This window comes from Sphingobium sp. RS1 (assembly GCF_056156825.1).
In genome coordinates, this window is the sequence record NZ_JBLZXE010000002.1 from 3,451,501 (window position 1) to 3,473,565 (window position 22,065).

The window sequence follows — 22,065 nt, forward strand, 5'->3', positions numbered from 1 at the left end:
ATCATCCTTCGGTGGTTTCGGCCGGAATTTCGACCGCGTCGATGCCCATGACACCCGCCATCTGACGGGCGCGTGAACGGATCGATTCGGGCACATTGCTGTCCTTCGCCATGGCCGCGAACATCGGGCCGGCGAGATCGGTCTTGCCCATCTTCATATAGGAAATCGCCACCAGTTCGCCGGCGCTGCCGAACCATGGTGCGCCTTCGACGGCCAGCGGCTTCAGCCGGTTCACGACCTGCTGGGGCTTCAGGCCCTCAAACTCCAGCGCGGTCTGGCGGATCAGCGCCAGGTCGCGATAGGGCTGGTCCAGCTTCGTGTCGGCGGCAATGGCGGTATAGAGCGCGATCGCACCCTTGCTGTCGCCCTTGCGCGATGCGATGCCGGCCTGGGTCAGCAGCGCTGCGGCACGATAGCCCGGCTGGCTCGCCTTGGTCAGCGTTTCCAGTTGCTTGGCGTCGGGCGCACCGCCGCCAGCGGCCGTCGTCAGCACGGTATCCATCTGTTCCGAAACGGCTTCGGACTGGGTCTTGCTATAATGCTGCCAGTAGAGCCAGCCACCGAACGCCGCGAGGCCAAGGACGACCACAACCAGCAGCGCGCGGCCATAGCGTTCCCAGAAGGTCAGAAGCTGGTCCTGGCGGACGGCTTCGTCGACCTCGCGCATGAAGGCTTCGCTGTTTTGCGGCGTGAGGGCCACTGCATTCTCCGAGAAATGGAACAGAAACTCTGTCGGAAGGCGCGATCAATAGCGGTGCTTATGCCACAGGCAAATCAATTTTTGGGCCTGTAGACCTGATCGTCGGTCGGGAAGCTGCGGTCACGCACGTCGGCGGCATAACGTTGCGCCGCATTACTGATTGTTTCAGCGATATTGTCATAGCGCTTCACGAAGCGCGGCACCCGTTCGAACATGCCCAGCATGTCTTCAGTCACCAGCACCTGCCCGTCGCAACGGGCCGATGCGCCGATGCCGATGACGGGCACGTCGATGCTGTCGGTCACGGCATTGGCGATATCCTCCAGCACGCCCTCCACCACCATGGAGAAGGCGCCCGCCTGCGCCACGGCGCGGGCGTCGGAGATGATCTTGGCATGCTCTTCCTGGCTCTTGCCGCGCGCGCCATAGCCGCCCAGCGCATTCACCGCCTGCGGCGTCAGGCCGATATGGGCCATGACCGGAATGCCGCGCTGGGTCAGGAAGCTGATCGTCTCCGCCATCGCGACGCCGCCTTCCAGCTTGACGCCGGCCGCGCCGGTTTCCGCCATGATGCGGCTGGCGCTGGCAAAGGCCTGTTGCGGAGAGCCTTCGTAGCTGCCGAAGGGCATGTCGACCAGCACGACGCTATGATAGCTGCCACGCACCACGGCGGCGCCATGGGCGATCATCATGTCGAGCGTGACGGGCAGGGTGGAGGGCAGGCCGTAAATCACCTGACCCAACGAATCGCCGACCAGCAGCATGTCGCAATGCGGGTCGAGCAGTTGCGCCTGCCGCGCCGTATAGGCGGTCAGCATGACCAGCGGTTCCTGCGTCTTCCCCTCGAACTTGCGCCGCTGGATGGCGGGCACGGTCAGGCGCTTCATCGGCGCGGGAGTGGGATTGGCGCGGCTGGTCGCGGTGTCGAGCGTGAAGGTCGTGGACATGGGCGCGGTCTAGCCCAGCGCGCGGCGGCGCGCAAATGGTGGAAGGGGGCAGCGACCATCATGCCGCTGCGCCCCCCTTCCTGTGTGTATCAGAAGCTGAACTTGATCGTGCCGCCCCAGGTCTGGGGATCGCCGACCTGCCCGGCGATCAGGCCGGTGTTGCCCGGCGCAACCTGGAGATTTTCGATATAGTTGACGTCGAAGGCGTTGCGGACCCAGCCGAAAATGTCGAACCCTTCGCCGCGGAAGCCTGCGCGGACATTGGTCAGCGCATAGCCCTCCACCTCGGTGTAGATGGACGGCGAGGCATTGCTGTTCCAGTCCGAGCGATAATTGCCGTCGACGCCCAGATAGACCTGGCCTTCCTTCGCCAGCAGCGTGACGGGAATGTTGTATTCCGCGCCATAGGAGAAGGCCCATTTCGACACGCCGGGCAGATCCTGTCCCGAAATATCGCACTGGCGCGGGCTGAGCGCACCGGGCACGCCCGGCTGCGAATAGTCCGGGGTCGCGCCGGCTGGCTGCAAGGTGCCACCTGACAGTTCGGGCGGGCAGGGGGCGTTGGTGAACTTCTTATACTTGGCGTCGGTATAGGCGCCATTGGCATAGGCGGTGAAGCGGTCGCTGACGACGACCTTGAAGTCCGCCTCGATCCCCTGCGAGCGCACCTTTTCGGCATTGGCGAGATAGCCGCGCACGGTGCCGAACTGGCCGCCATTCACGGTCGCCTGGAAATTCTTGATCTCCGTGCGGAAGGCGGTGAGGTTGAAGGTCGCGCGGCGGTCCCAGAACTGGGTCTTGAGGCCCAATTCATAATGGTTGACCGATTCCGGCTTCACCGTGCTGGCGTCATAATTGACGGTATTGTCGGCGTTGAGCGGCAGGCCGTTCTGGTTGATGCCCAGCGTCTTGAAACTCTTGGCATAGGTCGCATAGGCCAGCACGTCGCGGGCGACCTTGTAATTGACGTTGAAATCGTAGGTGAAATTCCAGGCGCTGTCGGACGGGGAGCTGACCTGCGGCTGATAGATGCCGCACTGCTGGGTCGTGCCCTTGATGGTGCCGGGTTCCGCGACCGTGGTGCAGCTGATCGCCTGGCCCTGCGCGTTGGTGACGACGCGCTGATAATAGCCCGACTTCTTGTCATAGTTGAGGCGCACGCCCGGCTGGATGGTCAGCGCGTCGGTCACCTTCCAGCTGAGCTGGCCGAACAGGGCTGCGCTGTCGGCCTTGAGCCATTGCGTGTTGCTGGCGGTCAGGCCGGCCAAGGTCGCCGGGATATTGGCGGGATTGGTCGGGTCGGTCGACGGGGCAAGGCTCCATTGGGCTGCATCTTCACCCTGCTGTTCGGTGCCCTGCGTATCGATCCGCTGCTTGAAGCCGAACAGGCCGACGACGAAGTCGACATGCTTGCTTTCGTAATTGTAGCGGAATTCCTGGCTATACTGGTCCTGCTGCGACGGATTTTGTGATTTGGACACGATCGACAGACCAGTGAAGTCGCGGTCGTTTTCCGGCCTCCAGTCCCAGAAGCGCCAGGCGGTGACGGAGGTCAGGGTGCCAGGGCCGACATCCCATTTGATCTTGGCCGACACGCCGCCGATCTTGTTGCCGGCGTTCAGGTTGGAGTCGAGGTCGGTCAGACGGTCATAGGGGTTGCGGCTGGGCACGACATAGCCCTGCGCCGCGGCCAGCGCGTCATATTGGCGATTGATCGGCCGCTGGGTCTTGCCCACGCGCACGAAGGTGGTGCCGCAGCATTCGGGGTCCTGCTTGCTGTAATCGCCCGACAAAGTGATGCTGAAATCGTCATTGGGCTTGAACAGCAGCTGGCCGCGAATGCCCAGATTGTCCTGCTCGTTGATCCAGCGCTGGCTGGTCACGTTATAGAGCGTGCCACGGCGGGTAGTGGCAGCGACCGCGATGCGCGCGGCGATGGTTTCGGACAGCGGGCCGGATACGGCGGCCTTGGCCTGCTTGTAATTGAGGTTGCCGACGGTCAGTTCGGCGCGGCCTTCGAAATCGAAGGTCGGCTGGTTGGTGGTGATGTTGATCGCGCCGGCGGTGGTGTTCTTGCCGTAGAGGGTGCCCTGCGGGCCGCGCAGCACTTCCACCTGATTGACGTCAAGGAAGTCGAAGGTCGCCGCCGCAACGCGGCTGTTATAGACGTCGTCGACATAGATGCCGACACCCTGTTCGAAGCCGTCGCTGGTCAGGCCGAACGGCACGCCGAGGCCGCGAATGTTGACCGACGTATTGCGCGGGTTGGTGGTGTAGACCTGCAAGGTGGGGGCGAGCTGTTGCAGCTTCACGATGTTGAAATTGCCGGTCGCCTCAATGCTGTCGCCCTTCACGACGGAAATGGCCAGCGGCACTTCCTGCGCGGTTTCCTGGCGGCGGCGGGCGGTGACGACGATCACTTCGCCGCGCACGTTGGGCTGCTGGGCTTCATCCGCCGCCGGCTGTGCGGCGTCTTGTGCGAATGCGTCAGGCGTGATGATGGAGGCGCCCGCCACGCTGGCGAGCAACAGGAAACGCGCAATCATGATATTCCCCTTTATCCGGATGTCCGGTTTCATGTGCTTGCGGCCGCCCCGGCGATCCGGTTCTGGCCAGTAAGATTGGGGATGATGGAGAATGCGGCTCACCCCCTGCCGCATGGGCCTGTTGCCAGACCCGGATCATGGACCGTCCCCCCCCCAGTCCCCGTCAGTTGGTCAGGCGGGTCTTTTCGGTAACGTCGATCTGGACCACGCGCGCGTCATGGACGGTCAGCGTGATGGAGCCGAAGCGCAGCGCTTCCAGCACGCCGCGGACCTTGTCGATGCTGGCGGAGATGTCGGGACGCTGGCCGTCGATGCGGGCGTGGCGGAGTTCGATGGGTTTGTGTTCGCTCATAAATACCTCTGGGTCCGCCTAATATCTCAACTGGAACGATAGACAAAAAAGCAAATATAAGGGGCGCGCAAGTTTGTCTTGTCGCGCCCCTCGGGGGTGAGCTTCTAGGAATGCAGGGCGGTTCGCCCGATGCGGCTGCGCTCCTGGTGGGCCATAGGCATTGCCGGGCGCATCTGGCGCATGGCCGATGCCTGTTCCTGCGCATTGTCGATCAGCCGTTCGAGCAGCGACTGCCCGAATTGCCAGTCGCCCAGCGCGGATTCGGCGTTGATATGGCCGGCATAGCCCGCATCGACAAATTCGCTGCCCCAGTTCTTGCCGATGCTGTGGGCCCGTTCGAAGAAGATATAGGGGTCGTTGCGGCTGCCCACCAAAATGGATGGGAAGGGCAGTTGCGCGCGGGGCGTCGGGCCGAACCCGCCGATCGTCTCGGGCGTTTCCATTCGGTCGCAATCGGGCGGCGCCACCAGCAGGGCGCCGGTCACCGGCCAGCCATAGGCCTGGCTTTGCAGGGCACCCCACCAGGCGACCGCCATGCAGCCCAGGCTGTGCGCGGCCAGGATCACCGGCCCGTTTGCCTCGCGAATGGCGGCGTCCAGCCGCGTCACCCAGGCGTTGCGGTTGGGGCTGGCCCAGCTGCCCAGGTCCACCCGCTCGCAATCGCCGCGCTTTTCTTCCCACAAGGTCTGCCAGTGGCCCGGCCCGCTATTGTTGAGGCCGGGAATGGTCAACACGACCGGCTGGCGCGCGTCACTTGTAAAACCGAATCGCTCCATGGTGTGATCCTCATCCTTCAAGTCGAGCATCTGACAGTAATTCTATTCATCTGGTAGACAATGGGCAAGCGGTGAATTGTGGTGAAATCTGGGCAGTCGGAAAGGTCGTTACGCGGACGTGAAAACGGCCGGTGCGGCATGATGCCGCACCGGCCGTCCGAACGCCGCTGAGCCCGTCTTACCAGGGATAGATAAGCCCATAATATTGATACACATTCCGGCCATATCCATCATCATAGTCGGGGCGATGATCGGCGGTGTAGCGGGGCGCATTGTCCAGCAGTTGCTTGTCCAGATCGACGACATAGCCGCCCTGCGCGACGTCATAGGTCAGCATCGACCAGGGCAGGGGATAATGGTCATGTCCCATGCCCAGGAAGCCGCCGAAGGACAGGACGGCATAGCGGACCTGCCCGGATTTCTTGTCCACCATGAAGTTGGATATCTTGCCCAGCCGATCGCCCTGCCGGTTGTAGACGGCGGTGCCCTCGACCCGGTCGGATGCGATCAGGTCGCCCCGCCTTTCCAGCGCGGGGTCCATTCCAAGATTGGCCATTGTCACTCTCCTGCACGAATGTCGCTATAGTCATGCAACCATGGGGGACCGCCGGGGTTCCTCCGCTTCACAACAAGGAGCATGCGCATGAAGATCAATCGCAGCGGTTCGGCCGTCTGGAGCGGCGGCCTGAAGGACGGGAAGGGCACTATCTCGACTCAGAGCGGCGCGCTCGATGCCTATCCCTATGGCTTTGCGACACGCTTCGAAGGCGTGCCGGGCAGCAATCCGGAAGAACTGATCGCTGCTGCCCACGCCTCCTGCTTCACCATGGCGCTTTCGCTGATTCTGGGCGAAGCGGGGCTGACGGCCGAGAAGATGGAAACCAGCGCCGTCGTCACGCTGGAAAAGCTGGACGATGGCTTTGCCGTCACCGCCAGCCATCTGACGCTCAAGGCGACGATTCCCGGCACCGACGACGCGACCTTTCAGGAACTGGCAGCCAAGGCGAAGGCGGGTTGCCCCATTTCCAAACTGTTGAAGGCGGATATCAGTCTTGAGGCGGTATTGGAGTGATTGCGCGCCGGCCGAGCACATGCTCGCGCCAGGCGATAGTCAGTCCGCTTGCCACGATCAGGCCGGCACCGATCCAGGTGGTCGATGTCGGCCAGTCGCCCCACAGCGCCAGACCCAGCAATGTGGTCCAGATGATCGTGCTGTAATCCATCGGCAGCACCACGGACACCGGTGCCCAGCGCAGCGCGCCGGTCAGGCATAATTGCGCGATGCCGCCCACCACGCCGATCACCAGCAACAGGCCCCATGTCGTCAGGTCATGCGCCTGGCCGACGAAGATCATGGCAACGCCAAGCGGCGGCATGGACAGCAGGGTGAACCAGAAGACGATGACGCCCGCCGGTTCGGTCCGGCTGAGCGCGCGCAGTACCAAGCTGATGGAGGCGGTGACGATCGCACCGGCGAGCGCCACCAGGACGCCGATGATCGGCGCATCGACGCCGCCGGCCGTGGGCCGCAGCATCACCATCACGCCGACAAATCCCATGAGCACGGCGCTCCAGCGCCAGATGCCGGTCCTTTCTCGCAGGATCAGCGCCGACAGGATCGTGCCGAAAATCGGCATGGTGAAGCCGATGGCGGTCGCCTCTGCCGGGGGCAGCAATATGTAGGAGAGGAAATTGAGCGTCATGCCGGTCAGGCCCATCACCATCCGGCTGGCATGGGCGCCGATCCGCGCGGTGCGGACGCCGGCGATGCCGGTCGTGCAGACGATCCAGCCAAACACCAGTGGCAGGGCCATGGCCTGACGATAGAATAAAGATTCCAGCACATGCACGCCATGGTCGGATGCCAGCCGCACGGTGATGAACATGATCGACATGCACAGCACGGCGATCAGGCGCAGGCCTATCGCATAGAGCGGGCGGTTTTCCCGGGCGGCGGTGGGATCGACGGCGGTGGACACGAGGACGCCTTAGCCCGGTTGCGTTGCAGTGCAACAGGACTAAGGCGAAATCAGCCTTATTTTGCGGGTTTGCGGAATTTCAGCGTCATCCGGTCGCTTTCGCCGATGGCAAGATATTTATCCTTGTCGACATCCTTCTGGCTGAGCGTCGGGGGCAGGGTCCAGACGCCCTTGGGCCAGTCGGCCGTGTCCTTTGGATTGGCGTTCACTTCCGACGCGCCGACATATTCGAAGCCGGCTTCCTGCGCGATGCGGCGGATGGTCGATACCTTCAGGTAGCCGCTGCTCTTTTCCAGCGCGGTATCACGATCCTCGGGCAGGCGATGGTCGACCACGCCCAGCGTGCCGCCGGGCTTCAGCACGTCGAAAAACGCCTTGAAGGTCGCGGCTTCATTGCCGGCCATGACCATATTGTGCACGTTGCGGAAGGTCAGCACCGTGTCGACGCTGCCCGCCGGAATCTTCGCCGTTTCTTCAGGGAAGGGGACGACCTTCACCTTGTCATAAGCGGCCGGATTGGCGGCGAGGAACGTCTTGTAACCGTCCAGATATTTGCCGGTCGGCTGCAAGGCGTAGAAAGTCCCATGGTCGCGCAGCAGCGGCGCCAGGATTTCCGTGTACCAGCCACCGCTCGGTGCATATTCGACAACGGTCTGCGTGGGGGTCACACCGAAGAAGGCCAGCGTTTCGGCCGGGTGGCGATATTGGTCGCGGGCGACATTCTTGGGCGTGCGGCTGGACGCGGCGATCGCGGTGGCGATCGGGTCGGCGGCCTGATGGTGGCCGGCATGTTGGGCGATGACGGCGCCGGCTGGCAGGATCAGGACGGCAGCGGCAAGCAGGGCGGAAAGGCGCATCGGGCAATCCTCTTGTCGTGATGATTGCATCCGATGTGCCCGCCCTTCATCGGCAAGACAAGGGGTTAGAACTCCCGGATCAGCCTTATCCCGGCCTTGGGCCGGAAGACGTCGCCATGCGGCCGTTCCGCGCCAAGCCCGGCCTGCATATTGACCTTGTGCGCCAGACGCTGATGGATTTGCGGCATCATGAGCAGATAACCGTCCGCCCCGCCGCGATAATTGATTTCAAGGCCCAGCACCTGCCCGTCGCGACTGTCGTAGAACAGGGAATGGTTGAGGATGGCGGCATTGCGCCCGTGCCCACCAGACAGGGAGATGTCGCCCAGGCCCGCCATCGACACGCTGCTCCAGCGGTCGTTGTAGCGATGCACGACCATATAGGCGAAGCTGCTGCGATAATGGCGGGCATGGCGGTCGTAGATGCCCAGATATTGCACGCCATGGGCGCTGCGTCCGCCGTTCAACGTGCCGAACGCGGCCTGAAGTCCCAGCTTCAATTCGGTCAGCCGGCCATCCTCGAACGGCAACTCGCCCTCGATCGCGAAGCCGTCGGTCAGCGCATATTCCACTTCCGGCGCCCATTGCACTGTCCGGTCCGGCCCGGACAGCGACGTGGTTGCCAGTGTATTGGCCTCCAGCGCGCCCTTCTTCGCCCCCAGCGGCCGCATCATGTCGAAGACCATCGGCTCTGGCACGTCGGGATAGTCCGTCTCGGCCTCCGCCGGCGCGCACAGGCCGATAAAAAGAAACGCCACCCCGTGACTGACGGGATGGCGTATGGTTCGTCGAAACACTGGACACTCCTGCATGGTGGCAACTCAGCCACTTACGCAGGGGAGGCCGGGTTTATTCCATCAAAGGCAGGCTTCCAGGAACGGCTGGTCGAAACCGAACATGCGCGCCTTGTCGAGCGTATAGGGGCGCAGGCCCATCGAGCGATATTCGCCGATGATCTTCCCGCTGTCATCCTCGTCATGATATTCGAACTTGAACAGTTCCTGCGTGACGATGACGTCGCCTTCCATGCCGATCACTTCGGTCACGTTGGTGACGCGGCGCGAACCGTCGCGCAGGCGCTTCACCTGTACGATCAGGTCGACCGAATCGGCGATCTGCTTGGAAATCGCTTCCTTGGGGATCTTGATGTCGCCCATCAGGATCATGTTTTCCATACGGCCAAGACACTCGCGTGGGCTGTTGGAGTGGAGCGTACACATGGAACCGTCATGGCCGGTGTTCATCGCGGCGAGCAGGTCGAAACATTCCGCGCCACGAATTTCGCCCAGGATGATGCGGTCAGGGCGCATACGCAGGGCGTTCTTGACGAGGTCGCCGATGGTGATCGCGCCTTGCCCTTCCAGGTTGGGCGGGCGGGTTTCCAGCGGCAGCCAGTGCGGCTGCTGAAGTCGCAATTCGGCCGCGTCTTCGATCGTCAGCACGCGCTCGCCCGGATCGATCATCTTCGACAGGGCGTTGAGCATCGTCGTCTTGCCCGAACCCGTGCCGCCCGAAATGACGATGTTGAAGCGGCAGGCGCCAGCGATCTTGAGCGCCGTCGCCATCTTGGGCGACATTGCACCCCATTGCGCCAGCATGTCGATGGTGATTGGCTTGGCCGAGAATTTACGAATCGAGATGGCGGTGCCGCGCAGCGAGAGCGGCGGCACGATCACGTTGACACGAGAGCCGTCGGGCAGGCGGGCGTCGGCCAGCGGCGTCGTCTGGTCGACGCGGCGGCCGACCTTGTTCACGATGCGCTGGGCGATCTGGAACAGATGCTCTTCGTCGCGGAACTTAATCGGCGCGATCTGGAGCTTGCCCTTCTTTTCGATATAGGTCTGTTCCGGGCCGTTGACCATGATGTCGCTGACGTCCGGATCGGACAGCAATTCTTCGAGCGGGCCGAGGCCCAGCAGTTCGTCGACCAGCACCTTTTCCAGCGCGAACTGCTCGCGCCGGTTGAGCGTCAGCTTCAGTTCGGCCAGCACTTCCATGATGATCGGGCGGAATTCCTCCGCCAGTTCATCCTTGGTCAGCGTCGCGGCGGCTTCCGGGTCGACACGCTCCAGCAGGCGGGGCAGCACCTGCTCCTTGATCTTGTGGACGCTGGCTTCAAAGCCCTGCGGCCCGGCATCCGGCACATGCTCCGCATTGGCGCGGTCGGACAGGCGCGCCATGGCGTCGGCATTGCGCTGCATCTGGCTGGTCGGCGCCGACAACGGATCGAAGGGGACTTCGCCGGGCAGCGATGCGATGTCCAGCGGCGGGAACTGGTCGCCGCCACGTGGCGCATCGTCCTTGGGGGCAGCGCCACCCTGCATCGGGCGGGCCACGCCGAAGCCGGGCTTGATGCCCGCAGGTCCATTCTTCCGTCCAAAGGCGCTCATATATCTCCGCCGCTTTCTCGCAATCGGTCCGGGCACGCCGAAAGGCGCCGATCCGATCTGTGTGATGAAGGTGAATAGGATGGAAACTTTGACAAATGGCTAATGACGCGTTGACCCATTGTCAGCGCGGCCAGCAGCAGCGCCGCAAGCAGGCTGATCGCCGCGCCCCATGTCTCCTGCCACAGCCGTACCCGCTCGACGCGATAGAGTCCGGGGCTGGCTTCGAACCGCAGAAGGGGACCACTACTGGCCACCGGACGGCCATCGTGCGTCACCTGCCAGATCGGGAAGGCGGCATGGCCCAGCGTCACGGCGCCGGGTCGATTGACCATGATCGCATCGCCGCGCGGCAGGGCGCGCCATAGCGTCAGGTCGGTCCAGTGATTGTCGGCCCGCACGTGCGTCAGGTCGAATCCATGTGGCAGATATTCCGGCGCATCGGGCGCGATCCGTGCGATCCGCGCCTGATCGACCGGCTGGCGCAGGAAGGCAGCGGTCAGCAGGCCGCCGAACAGATAGGGGAAGAACAGCATCATGCCCGCCGCCGCCAGCAATGGCGCGCGCGGGCGGCTGGCCATCAGCGCGGTGATCGCGGCGAATTCGGCGATGCAGAAGGCGCGCCAGGGGAATTGCACCTTGTCCAGCAGCGGCACGTCCCAGACGAAGGGGATCAGGCGGATCGAGAGCAGGGCGGTCAGGATCGCCATCATGCCCCAGAAGGATCGGGCGGCGGGCCAGGCGAGCAGGATCAACCCCAGTGCCAGACAGGGGAATAGTTCGAAGCTGCTGGTCCAGATCGACCAGTCTGTTGCGCGATAATCCTGCCCCCACAGCATCGCGGTCGACACATGGGATTGCAGCGTCAGCGCCGGGATCAGGTAGAAAGCGGTCAGCGCAAAGGCGAGCGCGCCAGCCACCGCTCCTGACAGCAGCACCGGATCGCGACGCCACAGGCGCCGGCCGATCATCGGTGCGATCAGGAACAGGCCGGTCAGCAGCGCCAGCGGCAAATGGCTCAGCAGCAGCCCGGCATAGGCGATCGCCAGCAGCGTCACGCCCCGGCGCGGCGGCAAGCGATCGATGGCCAGTGCGATCAACGGCAGCCAGATGAAGGCGGCCGCCTCCGCCAGTGCGCCGCGCACATAGATATCGTAGAGATGATAGGGCGCCGCCATATAGAGCGCCGCGCCCAGCAGCGGCCGCGTCCCCCGCGCGGCAAGCCAATGGTGCATGGTCAGTCCCGACGCCACCAGCAGCGCCAGCCCGGTCAGGTTCACGGCCATCGACAAACTGAAGCCGATCGCGCGGAAAGCGCCGCTGATCCAATAGGCGAAGGGCGGATAGAAATAGAAAGTCGGGCTGCCCAGCCCTTCGAAACTATCCGGCAGCCAGCGCTCATAGAGATGACCAGCCGCCATTTCCCGGCCGAAATGCGCGGTCCACAGCAGGTTATACTGGTGAGAATGAGTGAAGCCCGGCCCCCAGATCAGGGCCGGCAGCATTAGCGCCACGCCCAGCAGGCTCAGCAGGCAGGCGGGGCTGCGGATCAATTGGGCAAGGCGCGGGACCATGGCGCGATCCATGCCGCAACATGGTAAAGAAATGCTGTGCGTCACCCGCCCGCTTACGCGGCGTTAACCATTGAGGCCGATAGCGGGGACAGGATTTTGGGGAAAGTTGCGCGCGATGCCGACCCTGTCGATCGTCATTCCGGTCTATAATGAACAGGATGCCATTTCCCTGTTCCTCGACGCTGCGCGCCCGGCCGTGGCGCAGGCACTGGCGCTGATCGGGCCGGATGCACGCGCCGAATATCTGTTCGTGGACGATGGCAGTTCCGACCGCACCGGCGACATAGTGGCGATCCTCGCCCGGCTGAACCCGGATGTGCGCTGCCTGTCCCTCTCTCGCAATTTCGGCAAGGAAGCGGCGCTGGCGGCGGGCATCGATCATGCGCTGGGCGATGCGGTAATACCCATCGACGTCGATCTGCAAGATCCGCCGGCCGTCATCATCGACATGGTCCGGGCCTGGCTGGCGGGCGCGCAGGTGGTCAATGCCCGCCGCGCCGACCGGTCGAGCGACAACTGGTTCAAGCGGTGGAGCGCGCATGGCTTCTATCGCCTGCTCAATCGCCTGTCCGACTATCCGATTCCGGAAAATGTCGGCGATTTCCGCCTGCTCGACCGGCAGGCCGTGGACGTCATCAAGCAGCTTGGCGAACAGGCGCGTTTCAACAAGGGGCTGTTTTCCTGGATCGGCTTTCGCGTCGCGACGGTCGACTATGTCCGCGCCGCGCGCGGGGCGGGGACGACCAAATGGCGGTTGGGCAAGCTCTGGTCGCTCGCGATCGACGGCATCACGGCGTCGACCACCATGCCGCTGCGCATCTGGTCCTATGTCGGCGGGGGCATCGCGCTGCTTGCCTTCGCCTATGCCGCCTTCCTGGTCGTGCGCACGCTGGTGACGGGCGTGGACGTGCCGGGCTATGCGTCGATCATGGTCGCGGTGCTGGCGCTAGGCGGCCTCAACCTGCTCAGCCTTGGCATCATCGGCGAATATCTGGGGCGAGTTGCGCGGGAAGTGCGGCAGCGGCCGCTCTATGTGCTGGCCGCCAAGACTGAAGAGCAGCCCGCGCCGACCGTTGAACGGCTCCGCGCCTAGATCAGCTTTTCGTTCGGGTGATACCAGTGGCCGTCCCAGCATGTCGCCGGTTCGGCCGGACTGACGCGCGCCGGATTGGCGGGGCGTACCAGTGCGGGCATCTCCGGCAAGGGGGCGAGATAGGAGCCTTTGGGCTGGAAGCCGAAACTCTGGTCCCATGCCTTGAAGAAGCTGCACCGGACCTGCGGCGCGGGCGGATGGGCGAAGGCGCGGCGAATTTCATACAGGCCGGTGATGCTGCCGATCAGCAAGGGCACGATCAGCCACAGGCGGCTGCGCGGTACGCGGATCAGCGCGTCGGCGACCATGACTGCCAATATGGTGAGTGCGCTGACAGACGCGCGCATCATGAAGTCGATCGACCAGCCGACCTGCAGAAAGGGGATGGCGAGCAGCCATAAAGTCAGCAGCGCCAGCGTGTCGCGGCCAAGGCGCGGGCGCCGGACGATCAGGGCCAGCGGCGCGACATAGACCAGCACCTCGAGCAGTTCGAACAGCCCCCATTGCAGCGGTGCGAAGGTCATCAGCCGCGCGCCCACCCCGTCATTGGCGGCGCCCAGATAGAGCAGGCCGGGGATGCAGAGCAGGGTCGCGAGCGCGGGAAGGACGATGTCCGTGACCTGCAACTGGCGGCGGAGCAGCGTCTGCACGCCGGCCAGCGCGACGAAGGGCATCGCCCCCATCAGCCCCAGTGGGGAGAGCAGGGCGGTCAGCGGCAGCAGCGCCAGCACTGCGCCCAGTGGCGCCTTGCCCGCGCGCCACAGCAGATAGGCCATCGCCCCGATCCAGCCCGACAGCGCATGTTGCGGCACCCAGAAGGCGAGCGTGATGGTAGAGCTATATTGGAGATAGGCCCAGTTTTCGAGATGGTCGGACAGGCCGCCACGAAACAGGACGCGACCCAGCGCATCCAGCCCGGAAAAGCCGATCACCACCGCCAGCGCCACCAGCCGGTGCCGGCGCGTATCGAACAGGGGCGATCCCAAGGCCAGCACGCTGCCCAGCAGCAGGCTGTTCTGGATCAGCAGCGCGATGTCGCCCGCGCGCGCCCCCAGCGCCTTGGCGACAAGGGCAGGGGCGAGGAACATCCCAATCGGCGCGCGCAGCACATCCGGCGTGGCGCGGGCGGTGTAGACGAAGGGCCATGGATTGACGACCATGTCCCGCATCGCGGCCAGCCGCACCTGCCAGTCGATATTGGCGTAGAAGAAGCGCCCTTCGCCACCCAGCAGCAGCAGGATCACAGCCACGCCGATGCAGGTCAGCAGGGTTACGGGGTTGGGACCGGCAAAGTCGCGGGTGGCGCGGAGGATGAGGAAGCACAGCCCGGCCAGCAACGCGCCGCCCAGAGGATAGGCCCAAAGTGGCATGACGTCGAGGAAGCGCCACAGCAGCAACTGGTCCGCACCCAGCCAGACCGCGAGGAAGGCCAGCAGGGCGCCGCCGGGAAGCGGGCGGGCAAGGGCGGGGAGGCGGGCTGTCGAGGTCATGACGCCAGCGTCATGGCAAAGAAAAAGGGGCGCGGAAAGCGCCCCTTGTCCAATTCATGTTGTCCGACAGGATCGCTCTGGCGGATCAGTCGCCCTCAGCCAGCTTTCTCAGCCAACACCGTCAGGCCTTTTTCATTCACTTCGGCAAAGCCGCCCTCGACCGGAATGACTTCCGGTGCGGCGCCAGCGCTGCTGAAGATCTGGATATTGCCGTCGCGCACGGTCGACATGAAGGGGGCATGGCCCTCCAGCACGCCGAAGTCGCCGTCGGTGCCGGGAACGACCACCTGATAAACCTCTTCGGAGCGGACGAGCTTTTCCGGGGTCACGAGTTCGAAATGCAGTGCCATTTTTTCGATCCTAAGCCCCTCCCTTCCAGGGAGGGGTTGGGGTGGGTGCCATCGCGAAGCGATGGCCTGCGCCCTAGCCGACAAGGTGGAAGCTCGCTTCGCTCGCTACCCACCCCTCAATCCCCTCCCTTGAAAGGGAGGGGTTATTTTCGTTCAGCTTACGCCGCTTCGGCAGCCAGCTTCTTGGCCTTCTCGATGGCTTCGTCGATGCCGCCGACCATGTAGAAGGCGTTTTCGGGCAGATGGTCATATTCGCCTTCGACCACGGCCTTGAACGACTTCACCGTGTCTTCGATCTGGACGAACTTGCCCGAGATGCCGGTGAAGACTTCGGCGACGTGGAAGGGCTGCGACAGGAACTTCTGGATCTTGCGGGCGCGGGCGACCGTGATCTTGTCCTCTTCCGACAGCTCGTCCATGCCGAGAATGGCGATGATGTCCTGCAGCGACTTGTACTTCTGCAGGATCGACTGGACCGCACGGGCGGTCTCATAATGTTCCTGACCGACGACGCGGGGTTCCAGAACGCGGCTGGTCGAGTCAAGCGGGTCGACCGCCGGATAGATGCCCAGTTCCGAGATCGCGCGGTTAAGCACGGTGGTGGCGTCAAGGTGCGCGAAGCTGGTGGCCGGCGCCGGATCGGTCAAGTCATCCGCGGGGACGTACACGGCCTGCACCGAGGTGATCGAACCCTTGTTGGTGGAGGTGATGCGTTCCTGCAGCTGGCCCATGTCGGTCGACAGGGTCGGCTGGTAACCCACCGCCGAAGGAATACGGCCGAGCAGAGCCGACACTTCCGCGCCCGCCTGGGTGAAGCGGAAAATGTTGTCGACGAAGAACAGCACGTCCTGATTTTCGACGTCGCGGAAATATTCGGCGATGGTCAGGCCCGACAGGGCGACGCGGGCGCGGGCGCCCGGGGGCTCGTTCATCTGGCCATAAACCAGCGCAACCTTCGAGCCTTCGCTGATCGCATTGCCATCGGCGTCCTTGGCGATGACGTTGGCGTCGAGGAATTCATGGTACAGATCGTTCCCTTCGCGGGTGCGTTCGCCGACGCCCGCGAAGACCGAGGTGCCGCCATGGCCCTTGGCGATGTTGTTGATCAGTTCCTGAATGAGAACGGTCTTGCCGACGCCCGCGCCGCCGAACAGGCCGATCTTGCCGCCCTTTGCGTAAGGGGCGAGAAGGTCGATGACCTTGATGCCGGTGACGAGGATCGAGGCGTCGGTCGACTGATCGACGAATTCCGGCGCCTTGGCATGGATCGGCGAACGCAGTTCGGTGGCGACCGGGCCACGCTCGTCGATCGGCTCGCCGACGACGTTCAGGATGCGGCCGAGCGTGGCCGGGCCGACGGGAACGCTGATCTGCGCGCCGGTGTCGGTGACTTCCTGACCGCGGGTCAGGCCGTCGGTCGAGTCCATCGCGATGGTGCGGACGGTGTTTTCACCCAGATGCTGAGCGACTTCCAGAACAAGGCGCTGGCCGTTGTTGCTGGTTTCCAGCGCCGAAAGAATGGCGGGAAGTGCATCGGGGAAGGTCACGTCGACGACGGCGCCGATGACCTGCGAGATGCGGCCTACATTGTTGGTGGTTGCCATGACTGCTTCCTTGCGTGCGTGATCTTAGAGGGCTTCGGCGCCCGAGATGATTTCGACCAGTTCGGTGGTGATCGCGGCCTGGCGGCTGCGGTTATACTGGATGGTCAGCTTGTTGATGAGGTCGCCGGCGTTGCGGGTCGCATTGTCCATGGCGGTCATCGACGCGCCCTGTTCCGATGCGTTGTTTTCCAGCAGCGCCTTGAACAGCTGTACCGTGACGTTGCGCGGCAACAGGTCGTCCAGGATCGCTTCCTCGCTCGGCTCATATTCCACCGTCGCGCCGATCGCGTTGAGGTCGGCATCGGCCGGGATCTTGACCGGGATGATCTGCTGTTCCGTCGGGATCTGGGCCAGAGCCGACTTGAAGCGCGAATAGAAGAGATGGGCGACGTCGAACTTGCCGTTCAGATACATGTCGGTCAGTTCGTGCGCGACGGCCTGCGCCTGGGCGAAGCCGGGCTCCTTGGCGCCGGTCGTGTCGTAATTGGCGACGATCTTGCCGGGATAGGTGCGGTTGATGACCGGGCGGCCCTTGCGGCCGATCAGGTAGAAGATCACCTTCTTGCCATCCAGTTCCAGCTCGCGCGCCTTGGCCAGAGCGGCCTTGACGATGTTCGCGTTGAACGCGCCGGCCAGACCGCGGTCGCTATTGGCGACGACGAGCAGATGGACATCATCCTTGCCGGTGCCGGCGAGCAGCGGGGAGGCGCCTTCGCCCGAACCGCCGGCAATCTTCGACGCGAGGCTCGCGACGACCGATTCCAGACGGCTGCTATAGGGGCGGGCGGCTTCCGCAGCGGCCTGCGCCTTGCGCAGCTTCGCGGCGGCGACCATCTGCTTCGCCTTGGTGATCTTCTGGGTCGACTTGACCGACCCGATGCGGAGCTTCAGTTCCTTGAGGCTAGGCATAGTTTATACGTTCCGAGCAAGGGCCAGACGACCCGCGAGACCAAAGAAACCGACGCCCATGGCGCCTTCGAACCAGCGCATTGCGCGGCTTTGACCGACCGAACGGCCCGCCTTGGTGGCGAGCGCCGCAAGCAGCGCACACCAGAGGAAGCCGAGCGCATAGACGATCGCGATCAGCAACATGCCCTGCCAGGGCGCATCAGGGCCGGTGCCGACGAATTGCGGCAAGGCGGCCAGGAAGAAGATCGCGACCTTCGGGTTCAGCACGGTGCTGACGAAACCCTGCATGAAGGGCGATCCACCGATACGAACTTTTGCCTCTGCCGATGCCGGCGCGGGCGTGATCGCGCCACGCAGCAGGCCAAGGCCCATCCAGGCGAGATAGAGCGCACCAGCAATCTTCACCGCCATGAACAGTCCCGGCACAGCGTTCAGCACGCTGAGGAAACCGAAACCGCACAGCAGCATGTAGAACAGGCCGCCCAGCTGGATGCCGCCGATCGCCGCCATCCCCGCCTTCAGCCCACGGCGCGCTGCGTGACCGGCCACCAACATGGTGTCCGGTCCCGGCAGCAGCACCAGACCGATCGACATCACGGTCCAGGCAAGAAGGGAATGGGCGGTCAGCACGTTATCAGGCGAACGTCTTGCCGAACGAGTCGAGCGCGGCCTTCAGCTTCGCCTTGGGCTCATCGCCCAGATCCTTGCTGTCGCGGATCGCGGCCAGCACGTCGGCATGGTCGTGACGCAGATAGGCGAGCATCAACTCTTCGTAACGGGTCACATCCTTGACGGCGACGCTGTCGAGATAGCCGTTGGTACCGGCGAAGATCGACGCGGTCTGCTCTTCGAAGGGCAGGGGCGAGAACTGGGCCTGCTTCAGCAGCTCGGTCAGGCGCGCACCACGGTTCAGCAGCTTCTGGGTCGAAGCGTCGAGATCCGAACCGAACTGGGCGAAGGCCGCCATTTCGCGATACTGGGCCAGCTCCAGCTTGATCGAGCCGGACACCTTCTTCATCGCCTTGGTCTGCGCGGCGGAACCGACGCGCGACACCGACAGACCGACGTTAATGGCCGGACGGATGCCCTGATAGAAGAGGTTGGTTTCGAGGAAAATCTGGCCGTCGGTGATCGAGATCACGTTGGTCGGAATGTAGGCCGACACGTCGCCTGCCTGCGTCTCGATGATCGGCAGCGCGGTCAGCGAGCCATTGCCGTTGGCGTCGTTCATCTTCGCAGCGCGTTCCAGCAGGCGGCTGTGGAGATAGAAGACGTCGCCCGGATAGGCTTCGCGGCCCGGAGGACGACGCAGCAGCAGCGACATCTGACGATAGGCGACGGCCTGCTTGGACAGATCGTCATAGACGATCACGGCATGCATGCCGTTGTCGCGGAAGAATTCGCCCATGGTGACGCCGGTGTAGGGCGCCAGATACTGAAGCGGAGCCGGCTCCGAAGCGGTCGCGGCGACGACGATCGAATATTCCATCGCGCCATTTTCTTCGAGCTGCTTGACGATCTGCGCGACGGTCGAGCGCTTCTGGCCGACGGCGACATAGATGCAATAGAGCTTCTTGCCTTCGTCGTCGCCCGCGTTGACGCCCTTCTGGTTGATGAAGGTGTCGATCGCGACGGCGGTCTTGCCGGTCTGGCGGTCGCCGATGATGAGTTCGCGCTGGCCACGGCCGACGGGGACGAGGGCGTCGATCGCCTTCAGGCCGGTCTGCACGGGTTCGTGCACCGACTTGCGGGGGATGATGCCCGGCGCCTTGACTTCAACGCGCTTGCGCTCGGTATACTGGATCGGGCCCTTGCCGTCGATCGGGTTGCCGAGGCCGTCGACCACGCGGCCGAGCAGGCCCTTGCCGACGGGGACGTCGACGATGGTGCCGGTGCGCTTGACAGTGTCGCCTTCCTTGATTTCGGCGTCCGAGCCGAAGATCACGACGCCGACATTGTCGGCTTCCAGGTTCAGCGCCATGCCCTGCACGCCGTTGGCGAACTCGACCATTTCGCCCGCCTGGACGTTGTCGAGGCCATGGACGCGGGCGATGCCGTCACCCACGGTCAGCACGGAACCGACTTCGCTCACCTGCGCTTCGGTGCCGAAATTGGCGATCTGGTCCTTGATGACCTTCGAAATTTCTGCGGCGTTGATATCCATGTTCAGCCTTTCAGCCTTTCATCGCGTGGGCGAGCGTGTTCAAACGGGTACGAATAGAAGAATCGATCATCTGGCTGCCGATCTTGACGACCAGCCCGCCCAGGATCGCGGGGTCGACCTTGGCATCGACCGCGACTTCGCGGCCGACACGGGCCTTCAGGCTCTTTTGCAGAGCGGTGATCTGGGTCTTGGTCAGGGGATGGGCGCTCGTCACTTCGGCGCGGGCCTCACCCTTGTGATTCGACAGCAGCGTTTCATAGGCGCGGATGATCGCCGGAAGCTGGCCCAGGCGACGGTTCTGCGCGAGCACGCCCAGAAATTTCGTCGTCAGCGCGTCGGTACCCATGGAGGATGCGACGGCGGCGATCGTCTTGCCTGCTGCATCGCGGCTCAGAACCGGACTGTTGATGAGCCCCTTGAAATCGGGGGACTGCGCAATAGCTTGCTTCAACCCGGTCAGGCTGTCCGCCACCGTGTCGAGCGATTGTGCGTCGCGAGCCAGATCGAACAGCGCCACCGCGTAGCGGCCGCTGAGACTGGCCTGTATGCCGCTATTAATCTCCACGCGCCTGCCGTCCTCCGTGATTTGCGGGTCATGCAAAAAGAGGGCGCGGTCTGATCCCGTCCCGAGCCCCTGTTGCCGGGCCGGTTAGCAGTGCGATTATGACTATGCAAGTCATGTGACGCGATTCCATCGATAGTGCGAAAAACGCCCTATTTGACTGAGTATTTCCGCCGCGACGAATCGGTCATTCGGCAGGATCGGCCGGAGCAAGCCGTCCCTTTTGGCAATGATAGACAATCCGTTCGTTGGGCTGGGCCGGAAGCAACGTTGTCATGTCGCTCTGGAGCGTCGCGATCCGGGACAGAAGTTCGGAGTCGCTGCCGCAGCCTTTGATTGGCTTGTCCTTCAGGAGCGCGCGGGCCTTGTCCATCGTGTCGAGATCCGGGAGCCAGCGCTGGACGCGCAGCGTGCCGGTGGCCGGGTCGAACTGGCTGCTGGTCAGATAATTGGCATCGTCGGGCACGGTGGCCCGCTGCCAGACGGTCCCCGACGCGACATATTGGGTGTCGCCATTGACGCAACCGCCATCGGCCCAGTTGAGGCCGATGTCATTGGGCTGCGACACGGTCAGGCGGCTGCGGGCCAGATCCACCTTGCAGACATTCTCGCCGGTCCAGGCAAAGGCGGCGTTGCCGACGACATGCCTATCCTCGGGCAGTTTTACCCGTTCGTCGATGCTGGAAAAGCTGGGGCGCAGGAAGAAGAGGCCGAGCGCCGCCAGCAACGCCACGCCGCCGCCGGCCAGGAACCAGGTGGACTTGCGTTCCTTGCCCTGGCTGTAGAACAGGCCGCCGGCCCCCAGACCCAGCACCGCGAGCGCCAGCAGGACGGCCGCGCCGGCCATGGCATTTTCCCGCGCGGTGATGACGTCGCGCTCTGCCGCATCGCGGGCGCGGGCGACGGCCTGTTCGCGCGCGTCGGCGGTGGCCCGGCTCTTCTGCTCGGTCGCCTGCGATTCGCGCTGGGTGATGCTGGCATCGGCTGCGTCCGCTTCGGCCATCGACCGGCAGGGGACGATGCTGTGAAGCGACGACACGCCCGCCTGCCGCAGGAAGGACGCAACCTCCCGCCAGGAGACAGCAAAGCCGAACTCCGCATCATTGCCGTCCGACACGGACCCGAAACTGTTGACGCCCAGCACACGGCCGCAATCATCGGCCAGCGGCCCGCCGCTGTTGCCGGCGGCGAGCGGGGCGGTGTGCAGGATCGTGTCGAAGCTGCGACTCGCCCGGCCGGAGGAGATGTTGCCGCTGGTCTTCACCGTCGCCAGCGGCTCGACCAGTTGCTTGAGGCCAAGGCCCTGTGCCCGGTCGACCGTACCGGGATAGCCGATGGCGGTGACATGCTGCCCGTCGGTGACCGCGCCGGCATAGAAGGTGGATACCGGCAGGCGCCCTTCCTCCAGCTGGATGAGGGCGAGGTCGTTGCCCGGCGAATAAGCGATGATTCGCCCGCCATAGGTCTTGGTCCCCTCGGACGGGATCACGCCGATGACGAGATTCTTCTCTTCCCGCGCCAGTTCGACGACATGGGCGTTGGTCAGAACCTTGTCCGGCGCGACCGCAAAGCCGCTGCCATGGCCGACGAAATAGGCGTCCGATCCGTCGGTTGCGACCAGCGCGACGCGCACCACGCCACGCGCGGCGGCGGCGATGTCCTGCTGTTCGGCATGGAGGGACACTGGCGCCATCAGCGCGAGCGTGAAGCCGAGGATCGGGGCGAAGCGGCGGAGGAGGGCGACCATAGGTTCGCGCATCAATATTGAAAGGCGC

General features: G+C 64.0%; 21 protein-coding genes. 2 read left to right on the forward strand and 19 right to left on the reverse strand.

Annotation, left to right across the window (positions count from 1 at the left end):
* Position 1: 1 nt before the first annotated feature.
* From ACNHGR_RS18630 to ACNHGR_RS18655, 6 genes are all read right to left on the reverse strand, one after another.
* On the reverse strand, positions 2-700 hold the full coding sequence (locus ACNHGR_RS18630) for a tetratricopeptide repeat protein (protein WP_475287980.1): 699 nt from the start codon (positions 698-700) through the stop codon (positions 2-4).
* A 74-nt stretch (positions 701-774) separates the two neighbouring features.
* Positions 775-1,647 (reverse strand): 3-methyl-2-oxobutanoate hydroxymethyltransferase, encoded by an 873-nt coding sequence (gene panB / locus ACNHGR_RS18635; RefSeq protein ID WP_475287982.1) that lies wholly within the window; start codon positions 1,645-1,647, stop codon positions 775-777.
* Positions 1,648-1,736: 89 nt separating this feature from the next.
* Positions 1,737-4,193 (reverse strand): TonB-dependent receptor, encoded by a 2,457-nt coding sequence (locus tag ACNHGR_RS18640; RefSeq protein ID WP_475287983.1) that lies wholly within the window; start codon positions 4,191-4,193, stop codon positions 1,737-1,739.
* 163 nt (positions 4,194-4,356) lie between these two features.
* Positions 4,357-4,545 carry a YezD family protein gene (locus ACNHGR_RS18645; protein ID WP_184270558.1) on the reverse strand — a complete coding sequence of 63 codons (189 nt, stop codon included), beginning with the start codon at positions 4,543-4,545 and terminating at the stop codon, positions 4,357-4,359.
* 104 nt (positions 4,546-4,649) lie between these two features.
* The gene (locus ACNHGR_RS18650; protein WP_475288476.1) at positions 4,650-5,321 is read right to left on the reverse strand and encodes an RBBP9/YdeN family alpha/beta hydrolase; all 672 of its coding nucleotides are present in this window, start codon (positions 5,319-5,321) and stop codon (positions 4,650-4,652) included.
* Positions 5,322-5,499: 178 nt separating this feature from the next.
* Positions 5,500-5,877, reverse strand: a complete 378-nt coding sequence (locus ACNHGR_RS18655) for a PRC-barrel domain-containing protein (protein ID WP_475287985.1) — start codon at positions 5,875-5,877, stop codon at positions 5,500-5,502.
* Positions 5,878-5,964: 87 nt separating this feature from the next.
* On the opposite strand from ACNHGR_RS18655, the gene ACNHGR_RS18660 reads away from it, so the two are divergent.
* Positions 5,965-6,393, forward strand: coding sequence for an OsmC family protein (locus tag ACNHGR_RS18660; protein WP_475287987.1), 429 nt, complete (start codon positions 5,965-5,967; stop codon positions 6,391-6,393).
* On the opposite strand, the gene ACNHGR_RS18665 is transcribed toward ACNHGR_RS18660, so the two are convergent.
* The 5 genes from ACNHGR_RS18665 to ACNHGR_RS18685 all read right to left on the reverse strand — a co-directional run bounded on the left by ACNHGR_RS18665 (position 6,368) and on the right by ACNHGR_RS18685 (position 12,118).
* Positions 6,368-7,300: a DMT family transporter gene (locus ACNHGR_RS18665; protein WP_475287988.1), complete on the reverse strand. Its 933-nt coding sequence runs from the start codon at positions 7,298-7,300 to the stop codon at positions 6,368-6,370. The two genes, ACNHGR_RS18660 and ACNHGR_RS18665, sit on opposite strands and share 26 nt — an antisense overlap.
* A 56-nt stretch (positions 7,301-7,356) precedes the next feature.
* Positions 7,357-8,157 (reverse strand): class I SAM-dependent methyltransferase, encoded by an 801-nt coding sequence (locus tag ACNHGR_RS18670; RefSeq protein WP_475287989.1) that lies wholly within the window; start codon positions 8,155-8,157, stop codon positions 7,357-7,359.
* Between the two features lie 65 nt (positions 8,158-8,222).
* Positions 8,223-8,915, reverse strand: a complete 693-nt coding sequence (locus ACNHGR_RS18675) for a hypothetical protein (protein WP_475287991.1) — start codon at positions 8,913-8,915, stop codon at positions 8,223-8,225.
* Positions 8,916-9,014: 99 nt separating this feature from the next.
* Positions 9,015-10,547 (reverse strand): CpaF family protein, encoded by a 1,533-nt coding sequence (locus ACNHGR_RS18680; RefSeq protein ID WP_475287992.1) that lies wholly within the window; start codon positions 10,545-10,547, stop codon positions 9,015-9,017.
* Positions 10,544-12,118 (reverse strand): integral membrane-like protein, encoded by a 1,575-nt coding sequence (locus ACNHGR_RS18685; protein ID WP_475287994.1) that lies wholly within the window; start codon positions 12,116-12,118, stop codon positions 10,544-10,546. The genes ACNHGR_RS18680 and ACNHGR_RS18685 overlap by 4 nt, the downstream gene beginning before the upstream one ends.
* A 115-nt stretch (positions 12,119-12,233) precedes the next feature.
* Here ACNHGR_RS18685 and ACNHGR_RS18690 point away from each other — a divergent pair, with 115 nt between their 5' ends.
* Positions 12,234-13,211, forward strand: coding sequence for a glycosyltransferase family 2 protein (locus ACNHGR_RS18690; RefSeq protein ID WP_475288477.1), 978 nt, complete (start codon positions 12,234-12,236; stop codon positions 13,209-13,211).
* Here ACNHGR_RS18690 and ACNHGR_RS18695 read toward each other — a convergent pair.
* From ACNHGR_RS18695 to ACNHGR_RS18730, 8 genes are all read right to left on the reverse strand, one after another.
* A complete protein-coding gene (locus tag ACNHGR_RS18695) occupies positions 13,208-14,701 on the reverse strand; it encodes a hypothetical protein (protein ID WP_475287995.1) in 1,494 nt (497 codons plus the stop codon). The genes ACNHGR_RS18690 and ACNHGR_RS18695 overlap by 4 nt on opposite strands.
* Positions 14,702-14,796: 95 nt before the next feature.
* Positions 14,797-15,051: an ATP synthase F1 subunit epsilon gene (locus ACNHGR_RS18700; protein ID WP_056687543.1), complete on the reverse strand. Its 255-nt coding sequence runs from the start codon at positions 15,049-15,051 to the stop codon at positions 14,797-14,799.
* A gap of 158 nt (positions 15,052-15,209) precedes the next feature.
* Entirely contained in the window at positions 15,210-16,655 is a 1,446-nt protein-coding gene (gene atpD / locus ACNHGR_RS18705) for a F0F1 ATP synthase subunit beta (protein ID WP_184270581.1), read from the reverse strand.
* Positions 16,656-16,679: 24 nt separating this feature from the next.
* Positions 16,680-17,564, reverse strand: coding sequence for a F0F1 ATP synthase subunit gamma (locus ACNHGR_RS18710; protein ID WP_475287997.1), 885 nt, complete (start codon positions 17,562-17,564; stop codon positions 16,680-16,682).
* A gap of 3 nt (positions 17,565-17,567) precedes the next feature.
* Positions 17,568-18,158 (reverse strand): LysE family translocator, encoded by a 591-nt coding sequence (locus ACNHGR_RS18715; protein ID WP_184270588.1) that lies wholly within the window; start codon positions 18,156-18,158, stop codon positions 17,568-17,570.
* Positions 18,159-18,198: 40 nt separating this feature from the next.
* The gene (atpA, locus tag ACNHGR_RS18720; RefSeq protein ID WP_184270591.1) at positions 18,199-19,728 is read right to left on the reverse strand and encodes a F0F1 ATP synthase subunit alpha; all 1,530 of its coding nucleotides are present in this window, start codon (positions 19,726-19,728) and stop codon (positions 18,199-18,201) included.
* Positions 19,729-19,738: 10 nt separating this feature from the next.
* Complete coding sequence (locus ACNHGR_RS18725) at positions 19,739-20,293, reverse strand: F0F1 ATP synthase subunit delta (protein WP_475287999.1); 555 nt, start codon at positions 20,291-20,293, stop codon at positions 19,739-19,741.
* 184 nt (positions 20,294-20,477) lie between these two features.
* Positions 20,478-22,037 carry a S1C family serine protease gene (locus ACNHGR_RS18730; RefSeq protein WP_475288000.1) on the reverse strand — a complete coding sequence of 520 codons (1,560 nt, stop codon included), beginning with the start codon at positions 22,035-22,037 and terminating at the stop codon, positions 20,478-20,480.
* Positions 22,038-22,065: the final 28 nt, after the last annotated feature.